Raw genomic sequence first — 26,322 nt, 5'->3', positions numbered from 1 at the left:
AGCGGATAGGAGGGAATTATAATGGGAGTTTATAACCGTTTTATGAATTTTCTTGGATTGCAAGAAGAGGAAGAAGTTGTGGAGCGTGAGCGTATCGTGGAAACTCCGGAAGAACCTGAAACCAATCCTTATGAATTACGTAATAAAAATAAGGCAAATGTCGTCAGTATTCACTCACAGAAGAATGCACGTGTCGTGCTGAGTGAGCCTAGAACCTATGAAGAAACGCAAGACATCGCAGATCATCTTCGTTCTCGAAGAGCGGTGGTTGTCAATCTGCAGCGTGTTCGCGGCGACCTGGCCATACGCATCGTAGACTTTTTAAGCGGTACGGTATATGCTTTGAATGGGTCTATCTCCAAACTGGGACCGAATATCTTCCTTTGCACACCAGATACAGTTGATATTCATGGCCACATCTCCGAGATGATGGGTGAGGAATAGGCGCATATCCTAACACAGAGGTGGATGCGTACGTGGATTACGTTCACTATTATCTTAGTATTTTGATGGAAATTTATTATTTCATGATTATCGGTTACTTAATTCTTTCCTGGTTTCCGAATGCACGCGACAGCTTTATCGGAGGTCTGCTGGGGAAATTAGTTGAACCGTATTTGAGTCCTTTCCGAAAAATAATTCCAAGTATAGGGTTCATTGACCTATCGCCAATCGTTGCGCTTATTGCATTGCGTTTTGTGGTTATGGGAATAATTGCTGTACTCGATTTCATTGTAGGGATGTTTTAACTTTGAATAAAGAACTCTATAGCCATTTTCATTCGGACGAACATTACTTTGTAGATAAAGCGTGGGATTGGCTGGAGCGGGCAGCACAGAATCATGCTGTAAAGCTGACTGACTTTCTGGATCCTAGACAAGCATTCATTCTCACGACGCTGGTAAATCGGAATCCGGACGTACAGTGCCGTCTGGATGGCGGTTACTCGGCTGCCGAACGCAGGAGAGCATTAATCGCCCCCGATTACCGGAATTTGGATGAGGAAGACATGGAGATGGCTGTCCTCTCCGTTTCATCGGGGGACGGCAAATTTCTAACATTAGAACATGGAGATTACATGGGCGCCATTCTTGGACTCGGCATGAAGCGGGACAAGGTTGGCGATATTCATGTTATTGAGGGTGGCTGCCACTGCTTGGTGACCCAGGATGCTGCAGACTACCTCCACTTAAATTTGTCTCAAGTACATAGGGTGCATGTCCAAACAGAACTGCTTCCGCTCAATCAATTGGAGCTATCCACCGTGAAGCTGGATGAGCTAACGTTGTCCGTTGCCTCCATGCGGATGGACGGAATTGTAAGCGATGTATTTAGGCTAAGCCGCGCAAAAGTGCTGATACCTATCCAAGCCGGACGTTGCCGGGTCAACTGGAAACCGGAAGAAGATCCGAGTAAGCCGCTTAAAGAAGGCGACATGATTTCTATGCAAGGGTTCGGCCGATTCAAGGTGCTTGAAGTGGAAGGTATAACCAAAAAAGGTAGGATTCGTGTGAAAATCGGCAAGTTTGCATGAACGTGGATAATTTATCCACGAACTTTGCAGGAATTGCTTATTTTCTGTCGAAGTGTTTCTGTATAGATGTGCGTTTTGCTGCGCAAGACGCTAAGGAGGGGCACTGATGCCATTAACACCGTTAGATATACATAACAAGGAATTTTCCCGTTCTTTTCGCGGATATGATGAAGATCAAGTGAATGAATTCCTCGATCAAGTCATTAAGGATTATGAGGCGTTGATTCGAGAGAATAAAGACTTACATAATCAAACGGTGGCACTGCAGGAGCGTCTTGATCATTTCACGAATATCGAAGACTCGTTGAGCAAAACGATCATCGTAGCGCAAGAAGCGGCCGATGAAGTTAGAAACAATGCGAAGAAAGAAGCTCAGCTCATCTTGAAGGAAGCCGAGAAGAATGCGGACCGGATTATTAACGAATCCCTGACGCGTTCCCGTAAGGTAGCTCTGGAGATTGAAGAATTGAAGAAGCAAGCGTCGATTTATCGGACGCGTTTTCGGACGCTGCTGGAAGCTCAGCTAGAGCTTTTAAACAATGAAGGCTGGCAGAGCATGCAGTTTGATCAAAAGGAAGAAGCATAGGAAGATGAGGCTAGGCGGTTGCCGTATTGACTATGTCTAGTGAATTCGTTATACTCCTGTTAAATGTATCTCAGCAAAGCTATGACTGGAACGAGTAGGTCGTTAGTGCAGTGTCAGCGAATTAGGGTTTTGGTGTGAGCCTAATCTCTGCAGCGTACCGAATATCCCCCAGGAGCGTCTCTTGAATCAAGTAGAGAGAACCGGGTCATGCCGTTACACATGATCGAGTGATTAAGCGAGGATGAGCACGCGGCTAAAGCGTCTTCAGCAGCTTAATAACGAGGGTGGTACCGCGAGCAGAGTTTCTCGTCCCTTTTGGGGATGAGAGGCTTTTTTTGTTTTTCTGATTAATAAAATGTGTGAGGGTAAGAATGGAGTGGTTGAAATGGATTATGGCAAAACATTAAATTTATTACAAACCGATTTTCCGATGAGAGGGAACTTGCCTCAAGCGGAGCCAAAAATTCAAGAACATTGGGATGCCGAAGACATCTATGCCAAAGTGCAGGAGAGTCGTAAAGGCAGAACTAAATTTATTTTGCACGATGGGCCTCCATACGCGAATGGAGATATTCATATTGGGCATGCACTTAACAAAGTATTGAAAGATATTATCGTACGTTTTAAAACGCTGCAAGGCTATGATGCTCCTTATGTCCCAGGTTGGGATACGCACGGCTTGCCGATCGAGCAAGTGATCACGAACAGCGGAAAAGTCGATCGCAAAAAAATGACGGTACCTGAATTCCGTGAATATTGCAAAGAATATGCCTTGCAGTCCGTAGAGAAGCAAAAAAGCCAATTCAAGCGTCTGGGTATTCGCGGCGACTGGAAAAATCCATATATCACGCTGCAACCTGAGTATGAGGCAGGACAAATTCGCGTATTCGGCAAAATGGTCCAAAAAGGATACGTCTACAAAGGTTTGAAGCCGGTTTATTGGTCTCCATCATCCGAGAGTGCGCTTGCTGAAGCAGAGATCGAGTACAAAGAAAAAACGTCCTCCTCGATCTATGTGGCCTTCCCCGTTAAAGACGGTAAAGACAAGCTTCCAAAGGACGCGGCCATCGTCATCTGGACGACAACAGCTTGGACACTTCCGGCGAATCTGGGGATCTCCCTGCATCCGGAATTCGACTATGCTGTCGTACAGGCAAACGGCAAAAAGTATGTACTGGCAAAGGGCTTGTTGGCGACAGCGGCGAAAGAAATTGGCTGGAACGACTATGAAGTGTTGTCCACAGTGAAAGGGAAAGAGCTTGAATACGCAACGTGTCAGCATCCATTCTATGACCGTGAGTCCCTTGTCATGGTTGGTGAGCACGTTACGCTTGAAGCGGGTACAGGTTGCGTACACACGGCCCCAGGTCACGGGGAAGATGACTTCGCGATAGGTCAGCGCTACAACATCGGTGTGCTTTGTCCGGTTGACGATCAAGGACACTTTACAGCGGAAGCGCCGGGCTTCGAAGGTTTATTCTATGAAAAAGGCGGCAAACTGATTATTGAGAAGCTGCAGGAATCAGGCTTATTGCTTAAAGCAGGAGAAATTCAGCATCAGTATGCGCATGACTGGCGTACGAAGAAGCCTGTTATCTATCGCGCTACGGAGCAATGGTTTGCTTCCATTGATAAATTCAGACAAGAGATGCTGGATGAAATCAAAAAAGTGAAGTGGACACCGGAGTGGGGAGAAACACGCTTGCATAACATGATTGCCGATCGTGGAGACTGGTGTATTTCTAGACAGCGTTCATGGGGCGTGCCAATCCCGATCTTCTACTGCCGCAGTTGTAATGAACCGGTCGTGAATGAGCAAACAATTGAGCATGTTGCACAGCTGTTTGAGCAAGAAGGATCGAATGCTTGGTTTATCAAAGAAGAGAAGGATCTTCTTCCGGCAGGAACTTGCTGCTCGAAATGCGGTCATGGCGAATTCCGTAAAGAAACAGACATTATGGATGTTTGGTTTGATTCCGGTTCCAGCCACGTGGCAGTGCTTGAGGCTCGTCCTGAGCTTCAGTGGCCCGCAGATCTGTATCTGGAAGGTTCTGACCAATACCGTGGTTGGTTTAACTCCTCTTTGATTACAGGTGTTGCGACGAAAGAGCAATCTCCGTATAAAGGCATTCTTAGTCACGGTTTCACGCTGGACGGAGAAGGACGCAAAATGTCCAAGTCCATCGGTAACACAATTGATCCTAATGTGGTTTGCGGCAAGCTAGGCGCTGATATCCTGCGTCTATGGGTGTCATCCGTCGATTACCAATCAGACCACCGGATTTCGGACAATATTTTGAATCAAACGACGGAAGTTTACCGTAAAATCCGCAACACGATGCGGTTCTTGCTCGGGAATTTAAGTCATTTCAATCCTGAGACAGATCGGGTTGCTGTGGAAAGCTTGTCCGAGCTTGACCGTTATGCATTGATCCGCTTGAACCGGATGATCGATAAGGTGGTAAAAGCTTACGATGCTTATGAATTCCATGTTGTATATCAAACGATTCATCACTTCTGTGCAGTTGAGATGAGTTCGTTCTACTTGGATATTATCAAGGATCGCTTATATGCCAATGCACCGCAAGATTCTGTTAGGAAAGCTTCACAAACGGTGCTATATGCGTCTTTAGTAGCTGTAACTAAGCTTATTTCGCCAATTTTAGCTCATACAGCTGATGAAGTATGGAAGTTCACTCCTGGTGTGGATGTAAGCAGTGTTCAGTTGGCTGAGCTGCCTGAAGTGGATTCAAGCTTGTATAATGAGGAACTGGAAAATAAATGGAACAGCTTCCTCGATGTTCGCGATGAAGTGCTGAAAGCACTAGAAGAAGCTCGTAAAGAGAAAGTCATCGGTAACTCCTTAGGTGCAGCTGTACATCTATATCCGAATGAAGCAACTTTTAGCCTGCTTACTCAGTTAGACCAGTTGGATCAATTGTTCATTGTGTCCGCTGTAAGCTTACATCAGCCTGGTACTGGGGCGCCTGAGGGGGCCTACCAGTCGAAGGATTTAGCTATTGCCATTGCTGTCGCAGATGGTGAGAAGTGCGAACGCTGTTGGATAGTGACTCCAGAGGTTGGGCAAAGTAAAGAACATCCAACCCTGTGCGTAAGATGTAATGATGTGGTTACTGCTCACTACCACGAGTAATGAAAAGAGCAAACGAGCTTTCGCTGAATAGCGAAGCTCGTTTGTCCTGTTTTTTAGAGAGGCTCGTCATCGAGAGAACGGTTTTCCGGTTCAAGAAACGGGTCGCCTTCATCGCTGTGCATATAATCTCGGTAAGCTTTACTACGTACAATCGTGACATGTTCACCATATAAATCCGTAGCAACGAAGCTTTCAAAAGATTCCACATAGCCTTCATTCTCGTCAGCTTCAATGTACATTTCATTGTAGTTTTCAACGTTAGGATCTTCGGCAAATGCGGGGGTGTTGGATGTCCCCCAGCTTTCGACGATTTGCCAAGCATCTTCACCGTCAAATTCGGTTTCGTCGTTCCGTTCGTCAAAGCTTGTCCGGCCAAAAGGCGGATACAAAACTTGTTCTTCAACAGGTCTTCGGAAGGATTGCTCTGGATCAGGCACATGCTCTAAACAGTAGAGGGTGGTTGGTATGGCTTGCAATCGCTCAAAAGGAATCGGGCTTTTGCAGAAGACACAGTGGCCGTAATCCCCTTTTTCCATATGTGCCAAGGCTTCGTCAACCTGTTGTAAATGAAATTCCGCATGCTCATTGAGCGAGATATCTTTCTCGCGTTCGTAGATTTCTGTAGCCACATCGCCAGGATGATTGTCATACATGGAGATCTCGCCTGTACTATCTTTGAAAGAGTTGGACAAGCCGAAATGATCATTGGTGGCAAAATGTTTTTCGAGACCAAGCTTTTCCTCCAATAGCTGCAGATATAATTGTTTGGATTGTTCCTCGGTTAAATGGCTCATAGGTCGTACAGCTCCCTTCTTACAGCTGATCCTTACCGTTATAATGCCGAGTGGCAGTGTTTTTTAGTGAGGTAATTCCTTGAAAATAAGGTACCTTTCTTGTTTTGGAAAAGTTATTGCTTACGAAGTGAGTTTTGCTGACGCAAATCTCTTAGGAGGAAAAGATCATGAAATATTATTTCTATGCGCTTGTTGTGTTTATTTTGGATCAAGTGTCCAAATGGTTCATCGTGAAGAGAATTCCAATTGGCGAAGAGCGATCTGTATTAGGTGAATTCTTTATGATTACCTCCCATCGAAACAAAGGCGCAGCTTTCGGGATTTTGCAAAACCAAAGATGGTTTTTCATTGTGATAACGTCGTTTGTTCTCATAGGAATCATTTGGTATATGCGCCGCACTACTCGCGAAGGTAAAACGTTGTTAACTAGTGCACTTAGTTTACTGCTTGGAGGAGCTATCGGTAACTTTGTTGACCGTGCTTTATTTGGTGAAGTTGTGGATTTCTTGCAGGTTACTTTTGATTTCAGCTTTTTTGGTAAGGACATTTACTATATCTATCCCATATTCAATATTGCTGATTCCGCTATCGTGATCGGGGTTATCCTCATTTTCTTAGATTCGATTCTTGCTTGGAGAAAAGAGAAAAAAGGAGCCGCACATGAACACAAATCAGACCTCGTCTGAGATCGCATCACACGATGTTATTGAATGGACAGTTGACAAACAGTATGCCAATGAAAGAATCGATAAATTCATTACAGAAGCATTGGAAGAAGATGTGTCCCGAACGCTGGTTCAGCAATGGGTCAAAGACGGGCATGTTAAAGTAAATGAGAAAACGATCAAACCGAACTACAAGCTCTCTGAACAAGACCTCATCTCGCTCCAAATCCCGGACCCACAGGGGGTCGAGCTTGTCGCTGAAGACATTCCGCTTAACGTGGTTTATGAGGATGCGGACGTCATCGTTATCAATAAGCAGCGGGGTCTCGTCGTGCATCCTGCGCCTGGGCACTATTCAGGTACGTTAGTTAATGCATTGATGCATCATTGTAAGGACCTGTCGGGGATCAACGGAGAACTGCGTCCTGGCATCGTGCATCGCATTGATAAGGACACATCAGGCCTAATCATGTCGGCGAAGAATGACAAAGCCCATGCCAGTTTGGCTGAGCAATTGAAGGCTCATACGGTCAATCGCAAATATATCGCGTTAGTCCATGGAAATCTGCAGCATGATCAAGGGACGATTGACGCACCGATTGGACGGGATTCGCATGATCGCAAGATGTACACAGTGACGGAGAAAAACAGTAAACACGCGGTGACGCACTTCGTTGTGCTGGAACGTTTTGGCGACTTCACGTTAGTGGAGCTTAAGCTGGAAACGGGAAGAACGCACCAAATTCGCGTTCATATGAAATTTATCGGACATCCTTTGGTCGGTGACCCTATGTATGGCAAAAGCAAAGGGATGTTAATGAACGGACAAGCCCTGCACGCCGCCATACTCGGTTTCGAGCATCCGCGGACAGGGGAATGGCTGCAGTTTGAAGCCCCGATTCCGTCCGATATGGAACACTTATTGCAAACCATACGAACATCCTAGGATTCATCTGATGGGGAGAGGAGTGAATCACATGGAACATTTAATTAATCCACAAGTGAAAGATATTCAAATTTCAGGTATTCGCAAAATATCCAATCTGGTTAGCACGATTCCAGGTGCGCTAACACTAACGATTGGACAGCCGGATTTCCCGACACCGCGTCATATCATTGAAGCAGGGCAAAGGGCGCTGGATCAAAATAAAACGGTGTATACGCAAAATCCAGGCTTATTGGAGCTTAGAGAAGCGGTTTCTCACTTCGTAAAAGTGAAGTACGGTCAAACCTACAGCGCGGCAGACGAAATTATCGTGACAGCGGGGGCAAGTCAAGCTGTAGATATCACATTGCGCACGATACTTACTCCGGGTGCGGAAGTGATTTTGCCTGCACCGATTTATCCGGGATATGAGCCATTGATTCGATTGGCCGGCGGGGTACCCGTTTATGTCGATACGAGAGAAAATGGTTTGAAGTTAACAGCTGAGCTTCTTGCACCCTATTTGTCCGATAAGACACGCTGCGTGATCCTGTGCTATCCGTCAAATCCGACGGGTCAAGTTCTGTCCAAGCAAGAATTGAGTGATTTGGCGAATTTGCTGGATGGCCGGGAATTGTTTGTTTTATCCGATGAAATATATAGTGAGCTTGTATATGGAGAAACGCATCAATCCATCTCGACCATTGGTAAGATGCGGGAAAAAACGATTGTCATTAATGGGTTGTCAAAATCTCATGCCATGACAGGGTGGCGGATTGGCTTTACGCTCGCGCCAGCCAACATTACGGAGCATATGGTTAAGGTACACCAGTACAATGTGACCTGCGCCAGCTCAGTTAGTCAATATGCGGCGCTGGAGGCTCTAACGGCCGGCATCGACGATGCACTGCCAATGCGGAAAGAATATGAAGCCCGCAGAGACTACGTCTACGATAGACTACTGGCTATGGGCTTTGAGCTGGAAAAGCCGGAAGGGGCTTTCTATTTGTTTCCTTCCATCGCCAAATTCGGATTATCCTCTCAAGAGTTCACGATGAGACTGCTTCAAGAAGAACACGTCGCGGTTGTGCCAGGGGATGCTTTTACCTCTTACGGGGAAGGCTTTATCCGTATTTCTTACGCTTATTCGCAAGAAGTATTAGAAGAATCTCTGAATCGTGTGGAACGATTTATCAGCAAATTGTAATAAGCAAAAAACCTCCAAAGTCCACTTTACTCGGGCTTGGAGGTTTTTTTTGATTGCCTACTGAGCTTTATATCTCAAATAAGCTGTTATTGTGTCTATTGCGACATCAATGGCGCGTTCATCCGGGTCAAGCTTGGCATTGTGCAGACCGTGAGGGGTATCTACCCCTAACCAGAACATGAAGCCGGGAAATTGCTCCAAAAAGTACCCGAAATCTTCACCGGTCATGGCTTCTGTGCATTCCACCAGCTGAATTTGATCGTTTTCGCGCAGCCACGCCATAAATTCCAAAGTAAGAGCAGGATCATTAAACACCTGGCGGTAATTCGACCCGTAATCGATCGTCACTTTGCATTCAAAGGAGCTTTCGATACCGGCGGCGATTGCCTCGATCCGCTTCTTGACTTTGTTCATCGAATCAGCGGAAAGGGTGCGAATCGTGCCTTCCAATCGGCCTTTTTCGGCGATGATGTTCTGCTTCGTGCCAGCTTCCATTTTGCCGATCGTCACTACGGCAGAATCCAGCGGATTCACATTGCGGGAAACGATTGTTTGCAGTTGACCAACCATTTGAGTCGCCGCGATGATCATATCATTCGCTTGATGCGGATAGGCCGCGTGTCCACCTTTGCCCAAGAGGTCGATAAATAGCTCAGAGGTATTGGCGAACAGGATTTCAGGCCGCGTGGCAATCGTGCCAACCGGGTATTCTGGAGCGATATGGAGGGCAACCATCTGATCCGGCTTCCAATCTTGCAGCTCTTCTGATGCAAGCATCGGCAAGGCGCCGCCAGGGCCTTCCTCAGCTGGTTGAAACAGGACAACCAAATCATCGCGCATAGGATGTTCGACGAAATGGGTGATTACCCCCATCCCAATCGACATGTGAAAATCATGCCCGCAAGCGTGCATGTATCCTGGATGCTGCGAAGGGAACGGAAGAGAAGTCTCTTCCGTAATTGGCAGCCCGTCCATATCCGCCCGATAGCCGAAGCGTTTGGTCGGATTCGTTCCTTTGATGTAAACCAAAATGCCTGTGCGCCATGTGCGGATCGTCATCCGATCCTGCGGCAGCTTGGCAAGTTGGTCTAGAAGCAGCTGCTGGGTCTTGAACTCCTGGAAGCCAGGCTCCGGGATTTGGTGCAGCTGACGGCGCAAAAGGGTGAAAGGGCTAAGCATAGCATTCCCTCCAGATGATCTTACAGGGTACGAAGATCTTGTAAGATTTCTGTTTTGGATTTTGTTTTGTCGTCAACTTTTTTGATCACGCGCGCAGGAGCACCTGCAACAACGGTATATTCTTCTACATCTTGAGTAACGATTGCACCAGCGGCAACAACGGAACCTTTACCGATGCGCACGCCTTCCAAGATAACTGCGTTCGCGCCTACAAGTACATCATCCTCGATTACGCATGGTTGTGCGGAAGGAGGCTCGATTACGCCTGCAACAACTGCTCCAGCGCCGATGTGACACATTTTGCCGACTTGCGCTCTGCCGCCAAGAACTGCGTTCATGTCGATCATTGTGCCGTCGCCTACGGATGCGCCGATGTTAATGAGGGCGCCCATCATAATAACGGCGTTGTCTCCGATATGTACTTTATCGCGAATGACCGCACCTGGCTCGATACGAGCATTGATTCCTTTCAGGTCGAGCATAGGAATTGCAGAGTTGCGGCGATCTGATTCAACGACATAATCAGCGATTTGCTCTTTGTTCGCTTCAAGCACAGGAGAAATTTCGCTCCACTCGCCAAAAACAACGCCGCTGCCGCCTGAAATGAAAGCTTGGCTGCCTTCTCCGAAGTTAATGCCTTCAAGGTTTCCTTTTACATATACTTTAACTGGGGTTTTTTTCTTGCTTTCTTTAATAAATTGGATGATTTCTAGCGTATTCATTTCGCTCATGGTGACATCTCCTTCAAAATTAGATTGACTCTCCTATATTAGCAGATAGGGGACGAGGTGAAAAGGACTGCGTATGGAGTCGAATAAACTCGGTTACGCAGTCCTTTGTTTATGAAACGGCATTTGAGGCGAATTGGCTGTTATAGAGGTCGGCATAGAAGCCTTGCTGCGCTAAGAGTTGCTCATGAGATCCCTGTTCAATAACGGTCCCGTGATTCATCACAAGAATGAGATCGGCATCTCGAATCGTAGAAAGACGATGCGCGATCACAAAGCTCGTGCGATTCTCCATCAGATTATTCATCGCTCTTTGAATGGAGACTTCCGTCCGAGTATCTACGGAGCTGGTTGCCTCATCTAGAATCAGAATAGCAGGATCCGCCAGAATCGCGCGAGCAATGGTAAGAAGCTGCTTTTGTCCATGTGAAAGGTTGGAGGCCTCTTCATTCAGAATGGTGTTGTAACCGTCCGGCAGTGTACGGATGAAATGATCCGCGTAAGCCGCGCGCGCCGCATTCACGATATCTGCTTCGGATGCGCCATCTCGGCCGTAGGCAATATTATCGTGAATCGTCCCATTGAACAACCAAGTGTCTTGAAGCACCATTCCGAAAAGTCCTCGAAGATGGCTGCGTGACATTTTGCGGGAATCTACGCCATCAATGGAAATTGATCCGCCTTTTAATTCGTAGAAGCGCATAAGCAGGTTGACGATTGTCGTCTTACCTGCACCAGTCGGGCCTACTATGGCTACCGTTTGTCCTGGTTTCACCTCAATATTCATATGGTCAATGAGCGGCGAATCCGCTTTGTAGGAAAAAGCGACATCATGAAACTGCACATGTCCGCGCACATTTTTTACCGTTTGGCCTGTTGCCTCTTCCAGAACTTCCTCGGGCTCATCCAAGAGCTCGAAGATACGCTCCGCGGCTGCGATAGTCGATTGAATAATATTTGCAATATTAGCAACCTGTGTGATGGGCATTCCGAATTGGCCGGAGTATTGAATGAATGCCAGAATATCGCCAATTTTGATTGCGTTGTGCGTTACCATGATCCCGCCAATCACACTAACAAGCACATAACCGATATTGCCGATAAAAGACATGAGGGGAAAAATCATCCCAGAGATGAATTGCGCCTTCCAGCCGGAGTGATACAACCGATCGTTAATTTCATTGAATTTCTCGATGGATTTATGTTCACGGCCAAAAGCTTTAACAATGGTATGCCCGGTATACATCTCTTCAACGTGGCCGTTTAGTTCGCCAAGCGTTTTTTGCTGTCCTTTGAAATATTTCTGAGACCTCGAAGCAATGACTTTCGTTCCCATAATACTTAAAGGCAAAGTAATGATGGTGACTAAAGTCAGCAAAGGGCTAATGGTTAGCATCATAATAATGATTCCCAGCAGTGTTACGATAGATGTGATGAGCTGCGTCAAGCTCTGCTGCATGGTGGAAGAGATCGTATCCACGTCATTCGTGGCGCGGCTCATCGTATCCCCGTGACTGCGGGAATCAAAGAAGGAAAGAGGGACTCGCGTCAGCTTCTCGCTTATATCTCTGCGGAGATTAAATACGATTTTCTGGGTGACGCCAACCATGATCCTTTGCTGGATAAATGTTAATACGGCACTAAACACATACAGCGCAGCGAGTATCAAAACAATTTGGAGGAGCGCGTCGAAATCGATTTTGGCGCCGGCGACACCCTTCAGTTTAGCCATGGAGCCTTCATAAAGCTTAGTCGTTGCGTTCCCCATCAGTTTGGGACTAATGATGCTGAATACCGTACTAAGTACGGCAGCTATGAAAACGAAAACGATAGATACTCGGAAAGGTTTCATATAAGTGGAAAGGCGGCGTAAAGTTCCTTTGAAATCCTTTGCTTTTTGAACCGGCCTGCCCATTGCTCCCATGCCTCCACGGCCAAAATGAGCCGGATTAACCCCCTGAGAGGAAGAAGGTTGTTGATTCTTCGGTTGTTCACTCATGCAATTTCCTCCTCTGACAGCTGGGAAGCCACAATTTCTTGATATACGTCACAGGTGCTCATCAGTTCTTCATGTGTGCCGATCCCTGCAATGCACCCATCTTCCAACACGATTATCCGGTTAGCATCCATAATGGTACTGACACGCTGGGCTACGATGATTTTCGTTGCTTGCTCCGTTTCAACTTTAAGAGCTGCTCTCAGCTTGGCATCGGTTTTGAAATCAAGTGCGGAGAAACTGTCGTCGAAAACGTAGATATCAGGTTTACGGGCGAGCGCACGAGCGATGGCTAACCGTTGCTTCTGTCCGCCTGATAAATTCGTTCCGCCCTGGGCGAGCTGTGATTCATAGCCGTCTTTCAGTTCGGCGATGAAATCTGCCGCTTGCGCCGTGGCCGCAGCTTGCTTGATCTCTTCATCCGTCGCTGTCTCGCGACCAAAGCGGATGTTGTCGGCGACTGTTCCGGAAAATAAAGCAGCCTTTTGAGGTACGTAACCGATGTGCTGCCGAAGGCTTTCCAATTGCAATGTGTGCAACGGATGACCGTCAACATGAATGCTGCCTGTGTTGATATCATAAAATCGCAGTAGCAAATTTATCAATGTCGTTTTGCCGGAGCCTGTGCCTCCAATAATGGCTGTTACCTCGCCTGGCTCTGCCCGAAAGGAAACATTCCGAATCGCTGGCTGTTCGGCACCGGGATAGCTGAAGGTCACATTCTCAAACTCAATCGCAGCATGATTGGAAGGAAGGCTTATCGCTTTCTCGGTATTATGTATAGTTGAGGTAATAGCTAAAACTTCATTAATTCGAACACCGGAAGCGGATGCTCTGGGAATCATCATGAAGATCATCGTCATCATGAACATCGAAAACATAATTTGCATGGCATATTGAATGAAAGCCATCAAATCGCCAATCTGCATTTGGTTTTGATCGATGCGAATGCCGCCATACCAAAGGATGACGACAACCCCCAGATTAAAGACCAGCATCATGACTGGCATCATGGTTGCCATAATGGTATTTACTTTGATCGCTGTTTGCGTGTAATCGAGGTTTGCTTTCTCAAACTTTTGCTTTTCATGTCCGGAACGGTTAAAAGCACGGATGACCCGAATACCGGTTAAATGTTCGCGCAGCACGAGATTGATGCCATCGATTTTGACTTGCAAAACTTTAAAAAGAGGAAGCCCTTTGAGCATGATGCCGACTATCGCAAGCACAAGAATCGGAATAACCGAGATAAGGACAATCGCCAGATGGGCATCTTTGTAAGTTGCCATAATCACACCGCCAATTAGCATCGTCGGAGCGCCGATAAACATCCGCATCATGACGATCACTTGCTGTACCTGCGCGATATCGTTTGTAGTCCTTGTTATTAGCGAGGAGGTTCCGAGCTTGTCAAATTCATGCAAGGAAAAGCTTTCGACATGGCTAAACAGCTTGCGGCGCAAGTCTCTGCCGAATCCTGTGGCCGTCCGTGCCAGCAAGTAGCTGGCAATGATGACACAAACCATCGCGCCCATGGCTACTAAAAGCATATAAGCTCCAAAACGGAGAATGTAAGCAACATCTCCTTTCAAGACTCCGACATCAACGATGTCCGACAGTAAAGTAGGGAGATACAATTGGGCCAGAGACTGCAGGAGCATTAATGTAATGATTGCAGCGACTGATATTCTGTACGGTTTCAAAAGTCTAAACAGTTTGAACATGATTTCCTCCTTAGAGTTTCGTAAGAAAGCGATAACTAGTCAATTTCATATGTAAATTATAACACAAGGGAAAGGGAGTGCTCAAAAATTCAACGCTATGCATATTGACTTATCTTGTCGAAAGTGGCATAATTCTTTTAATTACATATGTACCTTTAAAAACAGTCCAGAGAGGCTGGCAAGGTAGTCGATGAGAAAAGACGGAATAGACCGGGTCGCGCATTCGGTTTATGAACAAGCATGAGGATGTACGCATCCTTATGCCCCGCTCTGTATCTTTATGCACGCTAACTCCTTGCCAATCATGGGCAAGGAGTTTTTTGGTGTATCTCAACGCGGCCAAAACTCAGCCAATGCTTACGATGTGAGTTTTCCTTCGGAAAACACAGCTAATGCTTACGATGCCAGTTTTGCTAAAGCAAAACTCTCAGGAGGCGCACCAAATGAACGAAGCAGCCGAACACACGATTATAGACGAAATGGGAATTCGTCGTGCTCTTACACGGATTGCCCATGAGATACTTGAAAAGAATAAGGGTGTAGAAAATTGTACCCTAATTGGGATTCGGACCCGAGGCATTTATTTAGCAAAGAGAGTCGCTGAACGAATTCTAGAAATTGAAGGCGTTCCGGTTCCTGTTGGCGAGATTGACATCACGTCTTATCGTGATGACAGGGTTAAAGTGAAATCCGCCCTGAACGTCCAGGAAGGCGGCCGCATCCAAATTCAAGACCGCAAAATCATCCTATTCGATGATGTCCTTTTCACTGGACGGACCGTGCGGGCTGCAATGGACGCCTTAATCGACTTAGGCAGACCGCAAATGATTCAATTGGCGGTACTTGTGGATAGAGGACATCGCGAGCTGCCGATTCGCCCTGATTATGTTGGAAAGAACGTGCCTACCTCCAAAAGTGAAAGCATTGAAGTGCTGCTAACGGAAATCGACGATAAAGACGGCGTCATTATACTTCAACAGAGGGGGAAACAGGAGTGAGCATAGTGAGTACACAAACAAAACATTTTCTGGGATTGAAAGGGGTTAGCGCAGGGGAGATTACGAGCATCCTTGATCGCGCGGCCCATTGGGAGCAGTATCCTACGAAAGTGACGAATCAATTTCAAGGCAAATTCGTATCCAACTTATTTTTTGAAAATAGTACAAGAACTCGATTTTCCTTCGAGCTGGCGCAAAAGCGTCTCGGCGCAGACGTGCTAAATTTCTCTGCAGCGGAGTCAAGTGTCCAAAAAGGCGAGTCCATCTACGACACGGTTCGCACGCTAGAGTCCATGGGCATCGACGCAGGCGTCATCCGCTTGAAGCCGAATGGCGTGCTCCAAGAGCTCGCCGAGAAAATCAAGATTCCGCTTATCAACGCGGGTGACGGCAACAATGAGCATCCAACACAAGCGCTGCTCGACTTCTACACGATGCGCAAGCAGTTCGGCGCCATCAAAGGACTGACTGTTTCCATTGTCGGAGACATCCTGCACAGCCGTGTGGCACGCTCCAATTTGTGGGGACTGCTCGAACTGGGCGCCAAAGTGCAATTCTGCGCGCCAGCCAGCATGCAGGCTCCGGAGCTTGCTGAGTTCGCGCCATATGTGTCCTTCGACGAAGCGCTGAAAGCAGACGTCGTGATGATGCTGCGAGTGCAGCTCGAACGCCACGACACAGGTCTTCTTCGCTCGGCTGAGGAATACCGCGAACAGTACGGACTAACATTAGAGCGCGCAAGCCGCATGGCGCCTCATGCCATCATCATGCATCCTGCTCCGGTTAACCGCAACGTAGAGCTGGACGATGAACTGGTTGAACATGAAAAATCAAAAATTTTCACGCAAATTGCTCACGGCGTACCGATTCGCATGGCCGTTATCGAACGAGCTTTATCATAAAACAGGAGGACTTCACTACAATGGGCATTTGGATTCTAAACGGACTTACAGTTGACGCAAATAATGTACAAGCGAAAAAACACATTTTTATTGAAAATGATAAGATTGCTCAGGTTTTGGACGCAGCTGACGGTTCAGCTCCGCAAACGGAAGGTCATGAAGTGATCGATGCCGCAGGCAAACTGGTAGCGCCTGGTTTCATCGACATGCATGTACACTTAAGAGAGCCAGGCTTTGAACATAAAGAAAATATTGCGACTGGAACGCGTTCCGCGGCAAGAGGCGGCTTTACAACGATTGCTTGTATGCCGAATACAAGACCAGTCATCGATACAGTAGAAACAGTGAACTACATATTGGATAAAGCGGCAACCGAAGGTGTCGTTCGTGTCCTTCCATACGGGACGATCACGAAAAACGAACTTGGCCGTGAGTTGACCGACTTTGCTGCACTGAAAGAAGCGGGTGTCATTGGCTACACGGATGACGGCGTAGGCGTGCAAAGCGCGCAAATGATGAAGGACGCCATGACGCTGGCCGCATCTATCGGTATGCCGATCATCGCTCACTGCGAGGATGATACGCTCGTTGTCGGAGCGCCAGTTAGTGAAGGCTCCTTCGCGAAGAAGCACGGTCTGAAAGGCATCCCGAACGAATCCGAGGCGATTCATGTAGGCCGCGATGTGCTGCTAGCGGAAGCGACTGGTGTTCACTACCACGTGTGCCATGTGTCCACTGAGCAATCGGTTCGTCTGATCCGTCACGCGAAGCAGTTCGGAATTAAAGTGACGGCAGAAGTATGCCCGCATCACCTTGTGCTATCGGATGAAGACATCCCGGGGCTAGACGCCAACTGGAAGATGAACCCGCCGCTGCGCACACCGCGCGATGTGCAAGCTGTCATTGAAGGTCTTGAAGACGGCACGATCGACATTATCGTAACGGATCATGCACCGCATTCGGAAGAGGAGAAAGAGAAGGGCATGATGCTTGCGCCATTCGGTATCCTTGGATTCGAGACAGCTTTCAACCTGCTGTATACGAAATTTGTTCTGACAGGCAAGTGGACTTTAGGCTTCTTGGTAGATCGAATGACGAAAAAGCCTGCTGAAGTATTCGGACTTCCATACGGAACTTTGAATGTAGGAAGCATAGCGGACATTACAATCGTTGATTTAGAAACTGAACGCGAGGTTCTAAAAGAAGAGATCGTTTCACGCAGCAAAAACACGCCGTTTATCGGATGGAAGCTGAAGGGCTGGCCGATCGTTACGATCGCATCAGGTAAAATCGTTTATTCATAAAAACGACAAGAATGATCTATACGGCGACAGTGATTTCGTGTATATTTATACAAACTGATAATTTTTTATGCAAGTCTATACGGAGCAATCGTAAGATTTCGTAAGATGCAAGCAGGACATCCGCGGTTCATAAGAATCGTTGACAATAGTGAAGGAGCTGAACATACATGCAGGCAAGATTGTTGCTGGAAGACGGCACGCTTTTTACAGGAAAATCGTTCGGTAGTGAAGGGGAGTCCGTCGGCGAAGTCGTATTCAACACGGGGATTACAGGGTATCAAGAGGTTCTTTCGGACCCTTCCTACTGTGGTCAAATCGTAACGATGACTTATCCATTGGTGGGGAACTACGGTGTGATTCGTGATGATTTTGAATCCGTACGCCCATTCATTCATGGCTTTGTCGTTCGCGAGCATGAAGAAATCCCAAGCAACTGGAGAGCGCAATATACGCTTGGCAGCCTGCTCAAGGAGTATGGCATCGTTGGTATCAGCGGAATCGATACGCGCATGTTGACGCGTAAAATCCGCCATCACGGCGTAATGAAAAGCTTACTGACAACCTCTAATAAATCGGTTGCGGAGTTGACTGAAATCCTGAAAGGTACTTCCCTCATGACGGATCAAGTTGCTCGTGTCTCCACCAAAAGTGTTTTCGGTGCGCCAGGCCACAAAGAGCGTATCGTGCTGGTTGACTTTGGAGCAAAAAGTGGAATTATCCGCGATCTGAGCAAACGCGACTGCGACGTTGTCGTTGTGCCTCAAGATGCAACTGCGGAGCAAATTCGCCGACTTGCACCGGACGGCGTCCTGCTGTCCAACGGCCCTGGGGATCCGAAAGACGTTCCTCACGCTGTCGAAATGATCAAAGGCCTGCTTGGCGATATCCCGCTCTTCGGAATTTGCTTGGGTCACCAATTGTTCGCACTTGCATGCGGCGCTGACACTGACAAACTGAAGTTCGGACACCGCGGCGGTAACCACCCAGTGAAAGATTTGGCTTCCGGTCGCTGCTACATTACATCGCAAAACCATGGCTACACGGTTAAAGATGAGTCCATCGCAGGAACTGATCTTGAAGTGACGCACATTAACAATAACGACCGTACAATCGAAGGCTTGAAACATAAAAAATTCCCTGCTTTCTCGGTTCAATATCACCCGGAAGCAGCACCTGGACCATTTGACTCCAGCTATCTGTTCGATGATTTCATCTCGCTGATTCGTCAGCACAAACGCGATAACCCGCAGCAGCCGCGCCAAGCGCAAATGCTTGCTCAGTGGAAAGCGTCCACGGCATCGACATCTGTAAGTAAAGCTTACGAAGCAAGTTTTGCTGAAGCAAAACTCTAGGGAGGAACTGCAATATGCCAAAAAATAATACACTCAAAAAGATCCTCGTTATCGGATCAGGCCCGATCGTTATCGGTCAGGCTGCGGAATTCGACTACGCGGGAACGCAAGCTTGCCAAGCTTTGAAAGAAGAAGGCATGGAAGTTATCCTGATCAACTCCAACCCGGCTACGATCATGACGGATACGAACATGGCGGATAAAGTATATATCGAACCGATCACCCTTGAATTCGTTACTCAAATCATTCGTCAAGAGCGCCCGGACGGTTTGCTTCCTACACTTGGCGGTCAAACGGGTCTTAACATGGCTGTTGAACTAGCTCGCGCAGGCGTGCTTGAGAGCGAGAACGTGAAGCTGTTGGGAACGCAGCTCACCGCGATTGAGAAAGCGGAAGACCGTGATCTTTTCAGAGACTTGATGAGAGAACTAGAGCAACCGGTACCGGATAGCGTGATCGTAACAACGGTAGCTCAAGCAGTAGATTTTGCTAATGAAATCGGGTTTCCGATCATCGTTCGCCCAGCATACACATTAGGTGGTACGGGTGGCGGTATTTGTAACACGATGGAAGAACTGACGGAGATTGTTGCTTCCGGAATTCGTTACAGCCCAATCGGCCAATGTCTCGTCGAGCGCAGCATCGCGGGCATGAAAGAAGTCGAGTACGAGGTTATGCGTGACGCTAACGACAACTGTATCGTTGTATGTAACATGGAGAACTTTGATCCGGTTGGCGTACATACAGGCGATAGTATCGTAGTAGCACCGAGCCAAACATTGTCGGACCGTGAGTACCAAATGCTGCGTTCCGCATCCTTGAAAATCATTCGCGCTTTGAACATCGAAGGCGGTTGTAACGTACAATACGCACTGGATCCGCACAGCTTCCAGTACTATGTCATCGAAGTTAACCCGCGTGTAAGCCGCTCTTCGGCGCTTGCTTCCAAAGCAACGGGTTATCCGATCGCTAAAATGGCTGCCAAAATTGCAATTGGCTACACGCTTGATGAGCTTGTTAACCCGGTTACCGGTCAAACTTATGCATGCTTTGAGCCTGCGCTTGATTACATCGTATCCAAGATTCCACGCTGGCCGTTCGATAAATTCACTGCCGCAAACCGCAAATTGGGGACACAAATGAAAGCGACTGGCGAGGTTATGGCTATCGGCCGTACGTTCGAAGAGTCCATTCATAAAGCTGTTCGCTCGCTGGAAATTGGCGTACACCGTTTGTTCTTGAAAGAGACGGACCTTTTAGATAAAGAAACATTGGAACTCCGCCTGCAAAAACCTGACGATGAGCGCTTGTTCTTACTAGCGGAAGCTTACCGCAGAGGCTATACAGTAGAGCAATTGCAAAATTTGACGAAAATTGACTGGTGGTTCTTGAACAAGTTGGACGGACTCATCAAGTTCGAGAAAGAAATCGCAGCAAGTGAATTAACAGCTGAACTGCTCTTTGAAATTAAGCGCAAAGGCTTTACAGATCGCGCAGTTGCTGAAATTCGTACGCTGGCAGGCTGCACAACATTCATCAACGAAGCTGATGTAAGAACTTACCGCTTGAAGCAAAACATCAAACCGGTCTACAAAATGGTTGATACTTGCGCAGCAGAGTTCGAAGCTTCGACGCCTTACTACTATTCAACTTATGAGCAAGAAGATGAAGTAACGGAAACAACGAAAGAGAAAGTTGTTGTACTGGGTTCCGGTCCAATCCGTATCGGTCAAGGGATCGAGTTTGACTACTCAACCGTTCACGCGGTATGGGCGATTCAAGCTGCTGGATACGAGGCTGTTATTATTAACAACAACCCAGAGACAGTATCAACGGACTTCAATACATCCGATCGCTTGTACTTCGAGCCATTGTTCTTCGAAGATGTTATGAACGTGATCGAACGTGAGAAGCCGATCGGGGTTATCGTTCAGTTCGGCGGTCAAACAGCAATCAACTTGGCAGCTCCTTTACACAAAGCAGGAGTTCGCATTCTTGGCTCCGATCTGGAAAGCATCGATACAGCTGAAGATCGTAAGAAATTCGAAGCTTTGCTTAGCAAGCTCTCGATTGCACAGCCTCCGGGCGGTACAGTAACTTCGGTTAATGAAGCGGTTGGGACAGCAGCGAAGTTCGGCTATCCGGTAATCGTTCGACCTTCCTACGTCCTAGGCGGACGTGCGATGGAAATCGTCTACTCCGATGAAGAATTGCTAAGCTACATGGAATATGCCGTGAAAATCAACCCTGAGCATCCGGTTCTTATCGACCGTTACATGCTTGGTAAAGAGGTAGAGGTTGACGCGATTTGTGATAGAGAAACCGTCTTGATCCCTGGGATTATGGAGCACGTTGAGCGTGCAGGGGTTCACTCCGGTGACTCCATCGCCGTCTACCCGCCGCAATCGATCTCAGATGCGATTAAAGCGCAAATTATCGAGATTACGACAAAAATCGGTCTAGAACTGAACGTAGTCGGCTTGGTTAACATCCAGTTCGTTATCCACAACGAACAAGTGTATGTCATCGAGGTAAACCCGCGTTCTTCCAGAACGGTGCCATTCTTAAGCAAAGTAACGAACATCCCTATGGCTAACGTAGCAACTCGCGTCATTATGGGGCAAAAACTGACAGACATGGGTTACCAAAGCGGTCTATGGCCGGAAGATAGCTATGTCTCCGTAAAAGTGCCTGTATTCTCCTTCGCGAAGCTTCGCCGTGTAGACACAACACTCGGACCTGAGATGAAATCGACAGGCGAAGTGATGGGCCGCGATACGAACTTTGCCAAAGCGCTCTACAAAGGCTTAATCGGTGCGGGCATGAAAATCCCATCTGCCGGTTCAGTAGTCGTAACAGTCGCTGACAAAGACAAAGAAGAAGCCATTGAAATCTTGAAAGGCTTCTACCGTTTAGGCTACAAAATCATTGCTACAGGCGGTACGGCTACAGCTATTCAAGAAGCTGGTCTTCCGGTAACAACGGTACACAAGTTGAGCGAAGGCTCACCTAACATCTTGGATCTGATCCGCAGCGGGGATGCGCAGTTCGTTGTGAACACGCTGACCAAAGGTAAAACGCCTGAACGCGACGGATTCCGCATTCGCCGTGAAGCGGTTGAGAACGGTGTGGTTTGTATGACATCGCTTGATACAGTAAGAGCGCTTGTGAATATGCTTGAAGCAATCAACTTCTCCTCACGCGCAATGCCAGTTCATGTCTAAGGAAGAGGTGACGGACTTGTCAGTATTAACTCGTACGGATGTTGCCGGACGCATTATGGTCGCCTTGGATTATGCGAATGCCGCAAGTGCCGAAGGGCTGCTCAAGCAACTCGAAGGAATTCCTTGCTACGTGAAGGTGGGCATGCAGCTGTTCTATGCTGCAGGTCCCGGGTTCGTCGCGAGTCTGAAGGATCGCGGGTATAAGGTGTTCCTTGACGTGAAGATGCATGACATTCCGAACACAGTCAAAGGCGGCGCAGAAAGCGTAACGCGCCTTGGGGTTGATGTGTTCAATGTCCATGCCGCCGGAGGCAAGCACATGATGGAAGCCACCTTGGAAGGTGTCGACAAGGGGTTAGCCGTAGGCGCTGCACGTCCGATCGTCATCGGCGTGACGCAGCTGACCAGCACCTCGCAAGCGGTGCTGAATGAAGAGATCGGCTTGGCCGGAACGGTGGAGCAAGCCGTCATTCGCTATGCCCGCTTGGCGCAAGCCGCGGGGCTGCAGGGCGTCGTCGCGTCACCTTTAGAGGTGACCGCCATTAAGGCGTCGTGCGGTGACGGGTTCGTCACCGTGACGCCGGGCATCCGCCCCGCAGGATCGGATGTGGGCGACCAGTCGCGCATCATGACGCCGGCAGCTGCGTTCGCGCAGGGAACGGACTATGTCGTGATCGGCAGACCGATCACAGGCGCGGCGGATCCAAGGGCTGCGATGGAATCGATCATTGATTCCATCTTGTAGCACCTATCAACGGAAGGAACGGTGGAAGTAACATGAGTCAACAGCTTGAAACGATTGCGAAGCATGTTGCAGCTTCTTTATTAGATATTGGTGCGGTAGCGCTAAGACCGCAGCAGCCTTTTACTTGGACATCGGGTTTGAAATCCCCGATTTATTGCGACAACCGACTGACAATGTCGCACCCGGCAATCCGTGAAGCGATTGCTGACGGCTTTGTCAGTTTGATACAAGAGAAGTTCCCGGACGCTGAAGTCGTTGCCGGCACAGCAACAGCTGGCATCCCTCATGCAGCATGGGTGGCTCAGAAGCTGGGTCTTCCGATGATTTACATTCGGGATAAAGCCAAAGGCCATGGCAAAGAGAACCTGATCGAAGGTTCCGTCAAACCAGGGCAAAAGGTCATCGTGATCGAGGATCTGATCTCTACAGGAGGAAGCTCTTTGAAAGCTGCCATTGCTGTCAAAGAAGCGGGCGCTGTTCCGCTGGGCGTGCTTGCAATTTTCTCCTACCAATTGGACAAAGCTACGGATGCGTTCCAAGCGGCGGACATGCCTCTTCACACGCTATCGAACTACTCTACGCTGCTTGAAGTGGCGCTAGAGAAGGGAGCAATCAAGGAAGAAGATATGGCATTGCTACGTTCTTGGAGAGAGAATCCTGCTGCGTTTGGCGTGTAGGATAGACTCGAAAGCAAGTACACTCGTACAGGATTTTGCGAAACTTCAGCAGCTGGTTACCGCATCTGCGGCGCCGCATTTGGATGGCATATGATTAACATGAAAGAAGCCCTACCTTTTCGAAAAGGAGGGCTTCTTTTTTTAACATTATTGTTCTATGTTTATAGGGGGACTACAAGCCGCTATTATGCCAAAAAAATCCCTTTGCGTGAGGGAGAGGGAACTAGGGTCCGCTATTTCGCTATTTTGACACCAAGGGCTTAGCCGCAGGCTAGGTTTTTTATGCTGAGGGTGCTTAAAGGTGCTCGCTTTCTTTGGTTAACAGCGTAATAAAGGACTGTAAAGGCTGGGAAATCCACTTTTTAGGATGAAGAATCAGTTGAATATTTAACGACAAGTCAACGTGTGAGAACGGAAGAGCGACTAGTTTGTGTTGTTCGAGCTCGCTCTGAACAGCGATTCGAGGCAGTAGGGCGATACCGAGCCCGCTCATGACGCATTGTTTAATCGCTTCTAAATTTCCAAGTTCGAAGCCGATTTGAAGCGGGATTGCGTGATCTTTGAGCAATTTTTCAAACATGCCCCGATAGATGCAGCTTTCTTCCGTTACGATAAACTCTGTTTGCTGAAAATCGGTTAACTTTATATGGTTAAGTTGTGTGAGCGGATGTGCTAATGGGGCTACGAGTACTAGAGGTTCTTCTTTGATTTTGGTGCAGGTCAAGTGAGGATCAGCCGGAAAGCGATCCAGCAATAAACCCAGATCATAGTCGCCTTCTCTGACTTTGTTCATAAGGGAGGCTTCACTGTCGGGAAAGAGCTGTATATTAAGACCGGGATAAAGCTGTTTCAACGCTTGCAAAAAAGGAGGCAAATAATAGGCAGCAAGTGAATTTATCGTACCTATCGTTAATGTACCAGTAAGTTGGCTTGCTATCATTTCTTTGGACTGGTCATAGAGATCAAGCATCTGTGTGGCTAGCTTCAGCAGGCTTTCACCTGGAGCGGTTAACCGCAGCTGCCGGCCATATCTTTCAAAAAGAGGCACGCCGTATTCGCGCTCAAGCTTCTGAATTTGCATGGTAATGCTGGACTGTGCATATCCTAATTCTTCAGCAGCCTTAGTAAAGCTCTTCCTTCGGGCAACTTCCCGAAAGGTCCGGAAATACGTTAAGTCCATGGCCATCCCCCCCCACTTTTATCAAAAATATTGATGAGTACTATCATTTATTATAGCTAACTGTGATGTGATATTCCATGCTAAAGTGTATGTACATCATAATTTTAACGGGGAGATGATACAGATGTTAACAGAAAGAGATTTGCATGGCGTTTATGTACCCATTATTACGCCTTTTGATGAGGACGGTGAGGTGGACACTGCCTCTTTTTATAATCAAGCTTACAATTTGTTTCAGGATGAGGTTGATGGGCTGGTCGTGAACGGAACGACGGGGGAATCACCTGCGATTATGAGCGAAGAGCTCGGCGTTTTATTTGCTGCGGCACAAGCTGCTAGAGATGCAGCGAATGTAAGTGTTCCTCTCATAGTAGGTACGGGTACGAATGTTACAATGTCCACAGTTCGTAAAACAGAGGAAGCGGGAAAACTGGGCGCTGATGCAGCCTTGGTGGTGGTGCCGTATTACAATAAACCAAGTCAGGAAGGGATTATTGAGCATTTTCGCCGTGTAGCGAGTGTTGGCATGCCGGTGATTTTGTATGATGTACCTCATCGCACTGGGGTGAAGCTGGAGCTTGATACCGTGCGGAGGATCCTTGAACTTGATGGCGTGATTGGAATGAAAGACAGTACGCCAAACACACAGTTGGTTACTGAGCTTACCCGATTGGGTTCGAAGCCGGTATTATGCGGTGAAGATTCACTGCTATTTGATGCGCTTCAATCAGGAGCTAAAGGTGTCATGAGTGCATCTGCGAATGTGGAGACGGAGCGCTTTGTTGCTTTCTACCGCCATTTTCTAGCCGGGCAGCACAAGGAAAGCAGAGAGCTTTATGAGGATTTGCTTCCGCTTATTCGTCTTCTTTTCCAAGAGCCGAACCCGGCTCCCATCAAATGGCTGCTAGAGCAGCAAGGCATTATTGCATCCGGTACGCTTCGGCTTCCTCTTTTGCCAGTGACGGAAGGTTTGCGCGCTAAATTAGCATCCTATGTGTAAAAAGGGGAGTTGATTGAGTCATGAGTCGAACGAGAGTATTTACAGGCTCCCCCTGGGAGCCAACTGTCGGTTATTGCCGGGCAATTCGCGTAGGGAACCGTATCGAAGTAGCAGGAACAACGGCGATGAAGGATGGCATGGTGGTTGGCGCAGGCAATGCCTATGAGCAAGCTCGCTTTGTGCTGGAGACCATCGAGAAAGCACTTTTGGAGCTTGGAGCTACGATGTCGGATGTGATTCGTACCCGGATGTTTGTGACGGATATTTCTTTATGGGAACAATTTGGTCGCGCGCATGGAGAATATTTCAGAGATGTGCAGCCTGTGGCAACAATGGTTGAAGTAAAAGCGTTGATTGATCCTGCGTTGATGATCGAGATCGAGGTTGAGGCTTTTTTGGATGAAGGCTAATAGGGTCTGCAGGTTGGCATAAGAAATAGCGCTTTTCC

At 47.7% G+C, this 26,322-nt stretch carries 23 protein-coding genes and 1 other annotated feature; of the genes, 17 read left to right on the top strand and 6 right to left on the bottom strand.

Translation table 11 applies throughout. From position 1 onward, the window contains the following. The first annotated feature begins 21 nt into the window (after positions 1–21). The 5 genes from J2Z65_RS02800 (at position 22) to ileS (ending at position 5,274) form a co-directional block, all read left to right on the top strand. Positions 22–444 carry a cell division protein SepF gene (locus J2Z65_RS02800; RefSeq protein ID WP_167063770.1) on the top strand — a complete coding sequence of 141 codons (423 nt, stop codon included), beginning with the start codon at positions 22–24 and terminating at the stop codon, positions 442–444. Between the two features lie 65 nt (positions 445–509). Next, a complete protein-coding gene (locus tag J2Z65_RS02795; protein ID WP_167064350.1) occupies positions 510–749 on the top strand; it encodes a YggT family protein in 240 nt (79 codons plus the stop codon). A 2-nt stretch (positions 750–751) separates the two neighbouring features. Further along, a complete protein-coding gene (locus J2Z65_RS02790) occupies positions 752–1,534 on the top strand; it encodes a YlmH family RNA-binding protein (RefSeq protein ID WP_167063773.1) in 783 nt (260 codons plus the stop codon). 106 nt (positions 1,535–1,640) lie between these two features. Then, on the top strand, positions 1,641–2,120 hold the full coding sequence (locus J2Z65_RS02785; RefSeq protein WP_167063776.1) for a DivIVA domain-containing protein: 480 nt from the start codon (positions 1,641–1,643) through the stop codon (positions 2,118–2,120). Between the two features lie 72 nt (positions 2,121–2,192). After that, positions 2,193–2,437 (top strand) — a binding site (T-box leader). 68 nt (positions 2,438–2,505) lie between these two features. Beyond that, positions 2,506–5,274: an isoleucine--tRNA ligase gene (ileS, locus tag J2Z65_RS02780; protein WP_167063779.1), complete on the top strand. Its 2,769-nt coding sequence runs from the start codon at positions 2,506–2,508 to the stop codon at positions 5,272–5,274. A gap of 53 nt (positions 5,275–5,327) precedes the next feature. On the opposite strand, the gene J2Z65_RS02775 is transcribed toward ileS, so the two are convergent. Next, on the bottom strand, positions 5,328–6,068 hold the full coding sequence (locus J2Z65_RS02775; protein WP_167063782.1) for a TraR/DksA C4-type zinc finger protein: 741 nt from the start codon (positions 6,066–6,068) through the stop codon (positions 5,328–5,330). Between the two features lie 167 nt (positions 6,069–6,235). Between J2Z65_RS02775 and lspA the strand changes: the two genes are divergently transcribed. Genes lspA through J2Z65_RS02760 form a run of 3 tightly spaced genes read left to right on the top strand, consistent with a single transcriptional unit; the run spans position 6,236 to position 8,865 of the window. Continuing rightward, positions 6,236–6,754 carry a signal peptidase II gene (gene lspA, locus J2Z65_RS02770; protein WP_167063785.1) on the top strand — a complete coding sequence of 173 codons (519 nt, stop codon included), beginning with the start codon at positions 6,236–6,238 and terminating at the stop codon, positions 6,752–6,754. Beyond that, positions 6,729–7,679: an RluA family pseudouridine synthase gene (locus tag J2Z65_RS02765; protein WP_167063788.1), complete on the top strand. Its 951-nt coding sequence runs from the start codon at positions 6,729–6,731 to the stop codon at positions 7,677–7,679. Before lspA ends, J2Z65_RS02765 begins: the two co-directional genes overlap by 26 nt. A gap of 31 nt (positions 7,680–7,710) precedes the next feature. After that, on the top strand, positions 7,711–8,865 hold the full coding sequence (locus J2Z65_RS02760; protein ID WP_167063791.1) for an aminotransferase A: 1,155 nt from the start codon (positions 7,711–7,713) through the stop codon (positions 8,863–8,865). Between the two features lie 57 nt (positions 8,866–8,922). Here the strand turns inward: J2Z65_RS02760 and J2Z65_RS02755 are convergent, their stop codons facing one another. The 4 genes from J2Z65_RS02755 to J2Z65_RS02740 all read right to left on the bottom strand — a co-directional run bounded on the left by J2Z65_RS02755 (position 8,923) and on the right by J2Z65_RS02740 (position 14,492). Continuing rightward, positions 8,923–10,044, bottom strand: a complete 1,122-nt coding sequence (locus J2Z65_RS02755; RefSeq protein WP_167063795.1) for an N-acetyldiaminopimelate deacetylase — start codon at positions 10,042–10,044, stop codon at positions 8,923–8,925. A 20-nt stretch (positions 10,045–10,064) separates the two neighbouring features. Next, positions 10,065–10,775 carry a 2,3,4,5-tetrahydropyridine-2,6-dicarboxylate N-acetyltransferase gene (gene dapD / locus J2Z65_RS02750; protein WP_167063798.1) on the bottom strand — a complete coding sequence of 237 codons (711 nt, stop codon included), beginning with the start codon at positions 10,773–10,775 and terminating at the stop codon, positions 10,065–10,067. Positions 10,776–10,884: 109 nt separating this feature from the next. Beyond that, positions 10,885–12,771: an ABC transporter ATP-binding protein gene (locus tag J2Z65_RS02745; RefSeq protein WP_167063801.1), complete on the bottom strand. Its 1,887-nt coding sequence runs from the start codon at positions 12,769–12,771 to the stop codon at positions 10,885–10,887. Next, the gene (locus J2Z65_RS02740) at positions 12,768–14,492 is read right to left on the bottom strand and encodes an ABC transporter ATP-binding protein (RefSeq protein ID WP_167063804.1); all 1,725 of its coding nucleotides are present in this window, start codon (positions 14,490–14,492) and stop codon (positions 12,768–12,770) included. Before J2Z65_RS02740 ends, J2Z65_RS02745 begins: the two co-directional genes overlap by 4 nt. Before the next feature lie 443 nt (positions 14,493–14,935). Here J2Z65_RS02740 and pyrR point away from each other — a divergent pair, with 443 nt between their 5' ends. From pyrR to pyrE, 7 genes are all read left to right on the top strand, one after another. After that, complete coding sequence (pyrR, locus tag J2Z65_RS02735; protein ID WP_167063807.1) at positions 14,936–15,490, top strand: bifunctional pyr operon transcriptional regulator/uracil phosphoribosyltransferase PyrR; 555 nt, start codon at positions 14,936–14,938, stop codon at positions 15,488–15,490. A gap of 5 nt (positions 15,491–15,495) precedes the next feature. Next, the gene (locus tag J2Z65_RS02730) at positions 15,496–16,392 is read left to right on the top strand and encodes an aspartate carbamoyltransferase catalytic subunit (protein ID WP_425326202.1); all 897 of its coding nucleotides are present in this window, start codon (positions 15,496–15,498) and stop codon (positions 16,390–16,392) included. A 20-nt stretch (positions 16,393–16,412) separates the two neighbouring features. Continuing rightward, the gene (locus tag J2Z65_RS02725) at positions 16,413–17,696 is read left to right on the top strand and encodes a dihydroorotase (RefSeq protein WP_167063813.1); all 1,284 of its coding nucleotides are present in this window, start codon (positions 16,413–16,415) and stop codon (positions 17,694–17,696) included. 167 nt (positions 17,697–17,863) lie between these two features. Further along, positions 17,864–19,048 carry a glutamine-hydrolyzing carbamoyl-phosphate synthase small subunit gene (gene carA, locus J2Z65_RS02720; RefSeq protein WP_167063816.1) on the top strand — a complete coding sequence of 395 codons (1,185 nt, stop codon included), beginning with the start codon at positions 17,864–17,866 and terminating at the stop codon, positions 19,046–19,048. Between the two features lie 14 nt (positions 19,049–19,062). Further along, a complete protein-coding gene (gene carB / locus J2Z65_RS02715; RefSeq protein WP_167063819.1) occupies positions 19,063–22,272 on the top strand; it encodes a carbamoyl-phosphate synthase large subunit in 3,210 nt (1,069 codons plus the stop codon). A 55-nt stretch (positions 22,273–22,327) separates the two neighbouring features. Further along, positions 22,328–23,017, top strand: a complete 690-nt coding sequence (gene pyrF / locus J2Z65_RS02710; RefSeq protein WP_240159916.1) for an orotidine-5'-phosphate decarboxylase — start codon at positions 22,328–22,330, stop codon at positions 23,015–23,017. A gap of 32 nt (positions 23,018–23,049) precedes the next feature. Beyond that, complete coding sequence (pyrE, locus tag J2Z65_RS02705; RefSeq protein WP_167063828.1) at positions 23,050–23,694, top strand: orotate phosphoribosyltransferase; 645 nt, start codon at positions 23,050–23,052, stop codon at positions 23,692–23,694. A gap of 295 nt (positions 23,695–23,989) precedes the next feature. Here pyrE and J2Z65_RS02700 read toward each other — a convergent pair whose 3' ends face one another. Then, a complete protein-coding gene (locus J2Z65_RS02700; RefSeq protein ID WP_209855717.1) occupies positions 23,990–24,874 on the bottom strand; it encodes a LysR family transcriptional regulator in 885 nt (294 codons plus the stop codon). A gap of 124 nt (positions 24,875–24,998) precedes the next feature. On the opposite strand from J2Z65_RS02700, the gene dapA reads away from it, so the two are divergent. Further along, entirely contained in the window at positions 24,999–25,874 is an 876-nt protein-coding gene (gene dapA / locus J2Z65_RS02695) for a 4-hydroxy-tetrahydrodipicolinate synthase (RefSeq protein ID WP_167063831.1), read from the top strand. A 20-nt stretch (positions 25,875–25,894) separates the two neighbouring features. Further along, positions 25,895–26,284, top strand: coding sequence for a RidA family protein (locus tag J2Z65_RS02690; RefSeq protein ID WP_167063834.1), 390 nt, complete (start codon positions 25,895–25,897; stop codon positions 26,282–26,284). The last annotated feature ends 38 nt before the right edge of the window (positions 26,285–26,322 follow it).

It is taken from the genome of Paenibacillus aceris (assembly GCF_017874035.1).
GTDB classification, from domain to species: domain Bacteria; phylum Bacillota; class Bacilli; order Paenibacillales; family NBRC-103111; genus Paenibacillus_E; species Paenibacillus_E aceris.
This window is presented reverse-complemented; position numbering and strand designations above follow the sequence as displayed.

What these genes read in the sequence shown, in the direction of transcription:
- J2Z65_RS02800 (WP_167063770.1), top strand. Translation starts at nt 22, where the DNA reads ATGGGAGTTTATAACCGTTTTATGAATTTTCTTGGATTGCAAGAAGAG.
- carA (WP_167063816.1), top strand. Translation starts at nt 17,864, where the DNA reads ATGCAGGCAAGATTGTTGCTGGAAGACGGCACGCTTTTTACAGGAAAA.
- J2Z65_RS02760 (WP_167063791.1), top strand. Translation starts at nt 7,711, where the DNA reads ATGGAACATTTAATTAATCCACAAGTGAAAGATATTCAAATTTCAGGT.
- dapD (WP_167063798.1), bottom strand. Translation starts at nt 10,775, where the DNA reads ATGAGCGAAATGAATACGCTAGAAATCATCCAATTTATTAAAGAAAGC.
- J2Z65_RS02765 (WP_167063788.1), top strand. Translation starts at nt 6,729, where the DNA reads ATGAACACAAATCAGACCTCGTCTGAGATCGCATCACACGATGTTATT.
- J2Z65_RS02785 (WP_167063776.1), top strand. Translation starts at nt 1,641, where the DNA reads ATGCCATTAACACCGTTAGATATACATAACAAGGAATTTTCCCGTTCT.
- J2Z65_RS02745 (WP_167063801.1), bottom strand. Translation starts at nt 12,771, where the DNA reads ATGAGTGAACAACCGAAGAATCAACAACCTTCTTCCTCTCAGGGGGTT.
- dapA (WP_167063831.1), top strand. Translation starts at nt 24,999, where the DNA reads ATGTTAACAGAAAGAGATTTGCATGGCGTTTATGTACCCATTATTACG.
- J2Z65_RS02690 (WP_167063834.1), top strand. Translation starts at nt 25,895, where the DNA reads ATGAGTCGAACGAGAGTATTTACAGGCTCCCCCTGGGAGCCAACTGTC.
- carB (WP_167063819.1), top strand. Translation starts at nt 19,063, where the DNA reads ATGCCAAAAAATAATACACTCAAAAAGATCCTCGTTATCGGATCAGGC.
- pyrE (WP_167063828.1), top strand. Translation starts at nt 23,050, where the DNA reads ATGAGTCAACAGCTTGAAACGATTGCGAAGCATGTTGCAGCTTCTTTA.
- ileS (WP_167063779.1), top strand. Translation starts at nt 2,506, where the DNA reads ATGGATTATGGCAAAACATTAAATTTATTACAAACCGATTTTCCGATG.
- J2Z65_RS02775 (WP_167063782.1), bottom strand. Translation starts at nt 6,068, where the DNA reads ATGAGCCATTTAACCGAGGAACAATCCAAACAATTATATCTGCAGCTA.
- J2Z65_RS02700 (WP_209855717.1), bottom strand. Translation starts at nt 24,874, where the DNA reads ATGGACTTAACGTATTTCCGGACCTTTCGGGAAGTTGCCCGAAGGAAG.
- J2Z65_RS02740 (WP_167063804.1), bottom strand. Translation starts at nt 14,492, where the DNA reads ATGTTCAAACTGTTTAGACTTTTGAAACCGTACAGAATATCAGTCGCT.
- pyrR (WP_167063807.1), top strand. Translation starts at nt 14,936, where the DNA reads ATGAACGAAGCAGCCGAACACACGATTATAGACGAAATGGGAATTCGT.
- J2Z65_RS02755 (WP_167063795.1), bottom strand. Translation starts at nt 10,044, where the DNA reads ATGCTTAGCCCTTTCACCCTTTTGCGCCGTCAGCTGCACCAAATCCCG.
- lspA (WP_167063785.1), top strand. Translation starts at nt 6,236, where the DNA reads ATGAAATATTATTTCTATGCGCTTGTTGTGTTTATTTTGGATCAAGTG.
- J2Z65_RS02795 (WP_167064350.1), top strand. Translation starts at nt 510, where the DNA reads ATGGAAATTTATTATTTCATGATTATCGGTTACTTAATTCTTTCCTGG.
- J2Z65_RS02725 (WP_167063813.1), top strand. Translation starts at nt 16,413, where the DNA reads ATGGGCATTTGGATTCTAAACGGACTTACAGTTGACGCAAATAATGTA.
- pyrF (WP_240159916.1), top strand. Translation starts at nt 22,328, where the DNA reads ATGGTCGCCTTGGATTATGCGAATGCCGCAAGTGCCGAAGGGCTGCTC.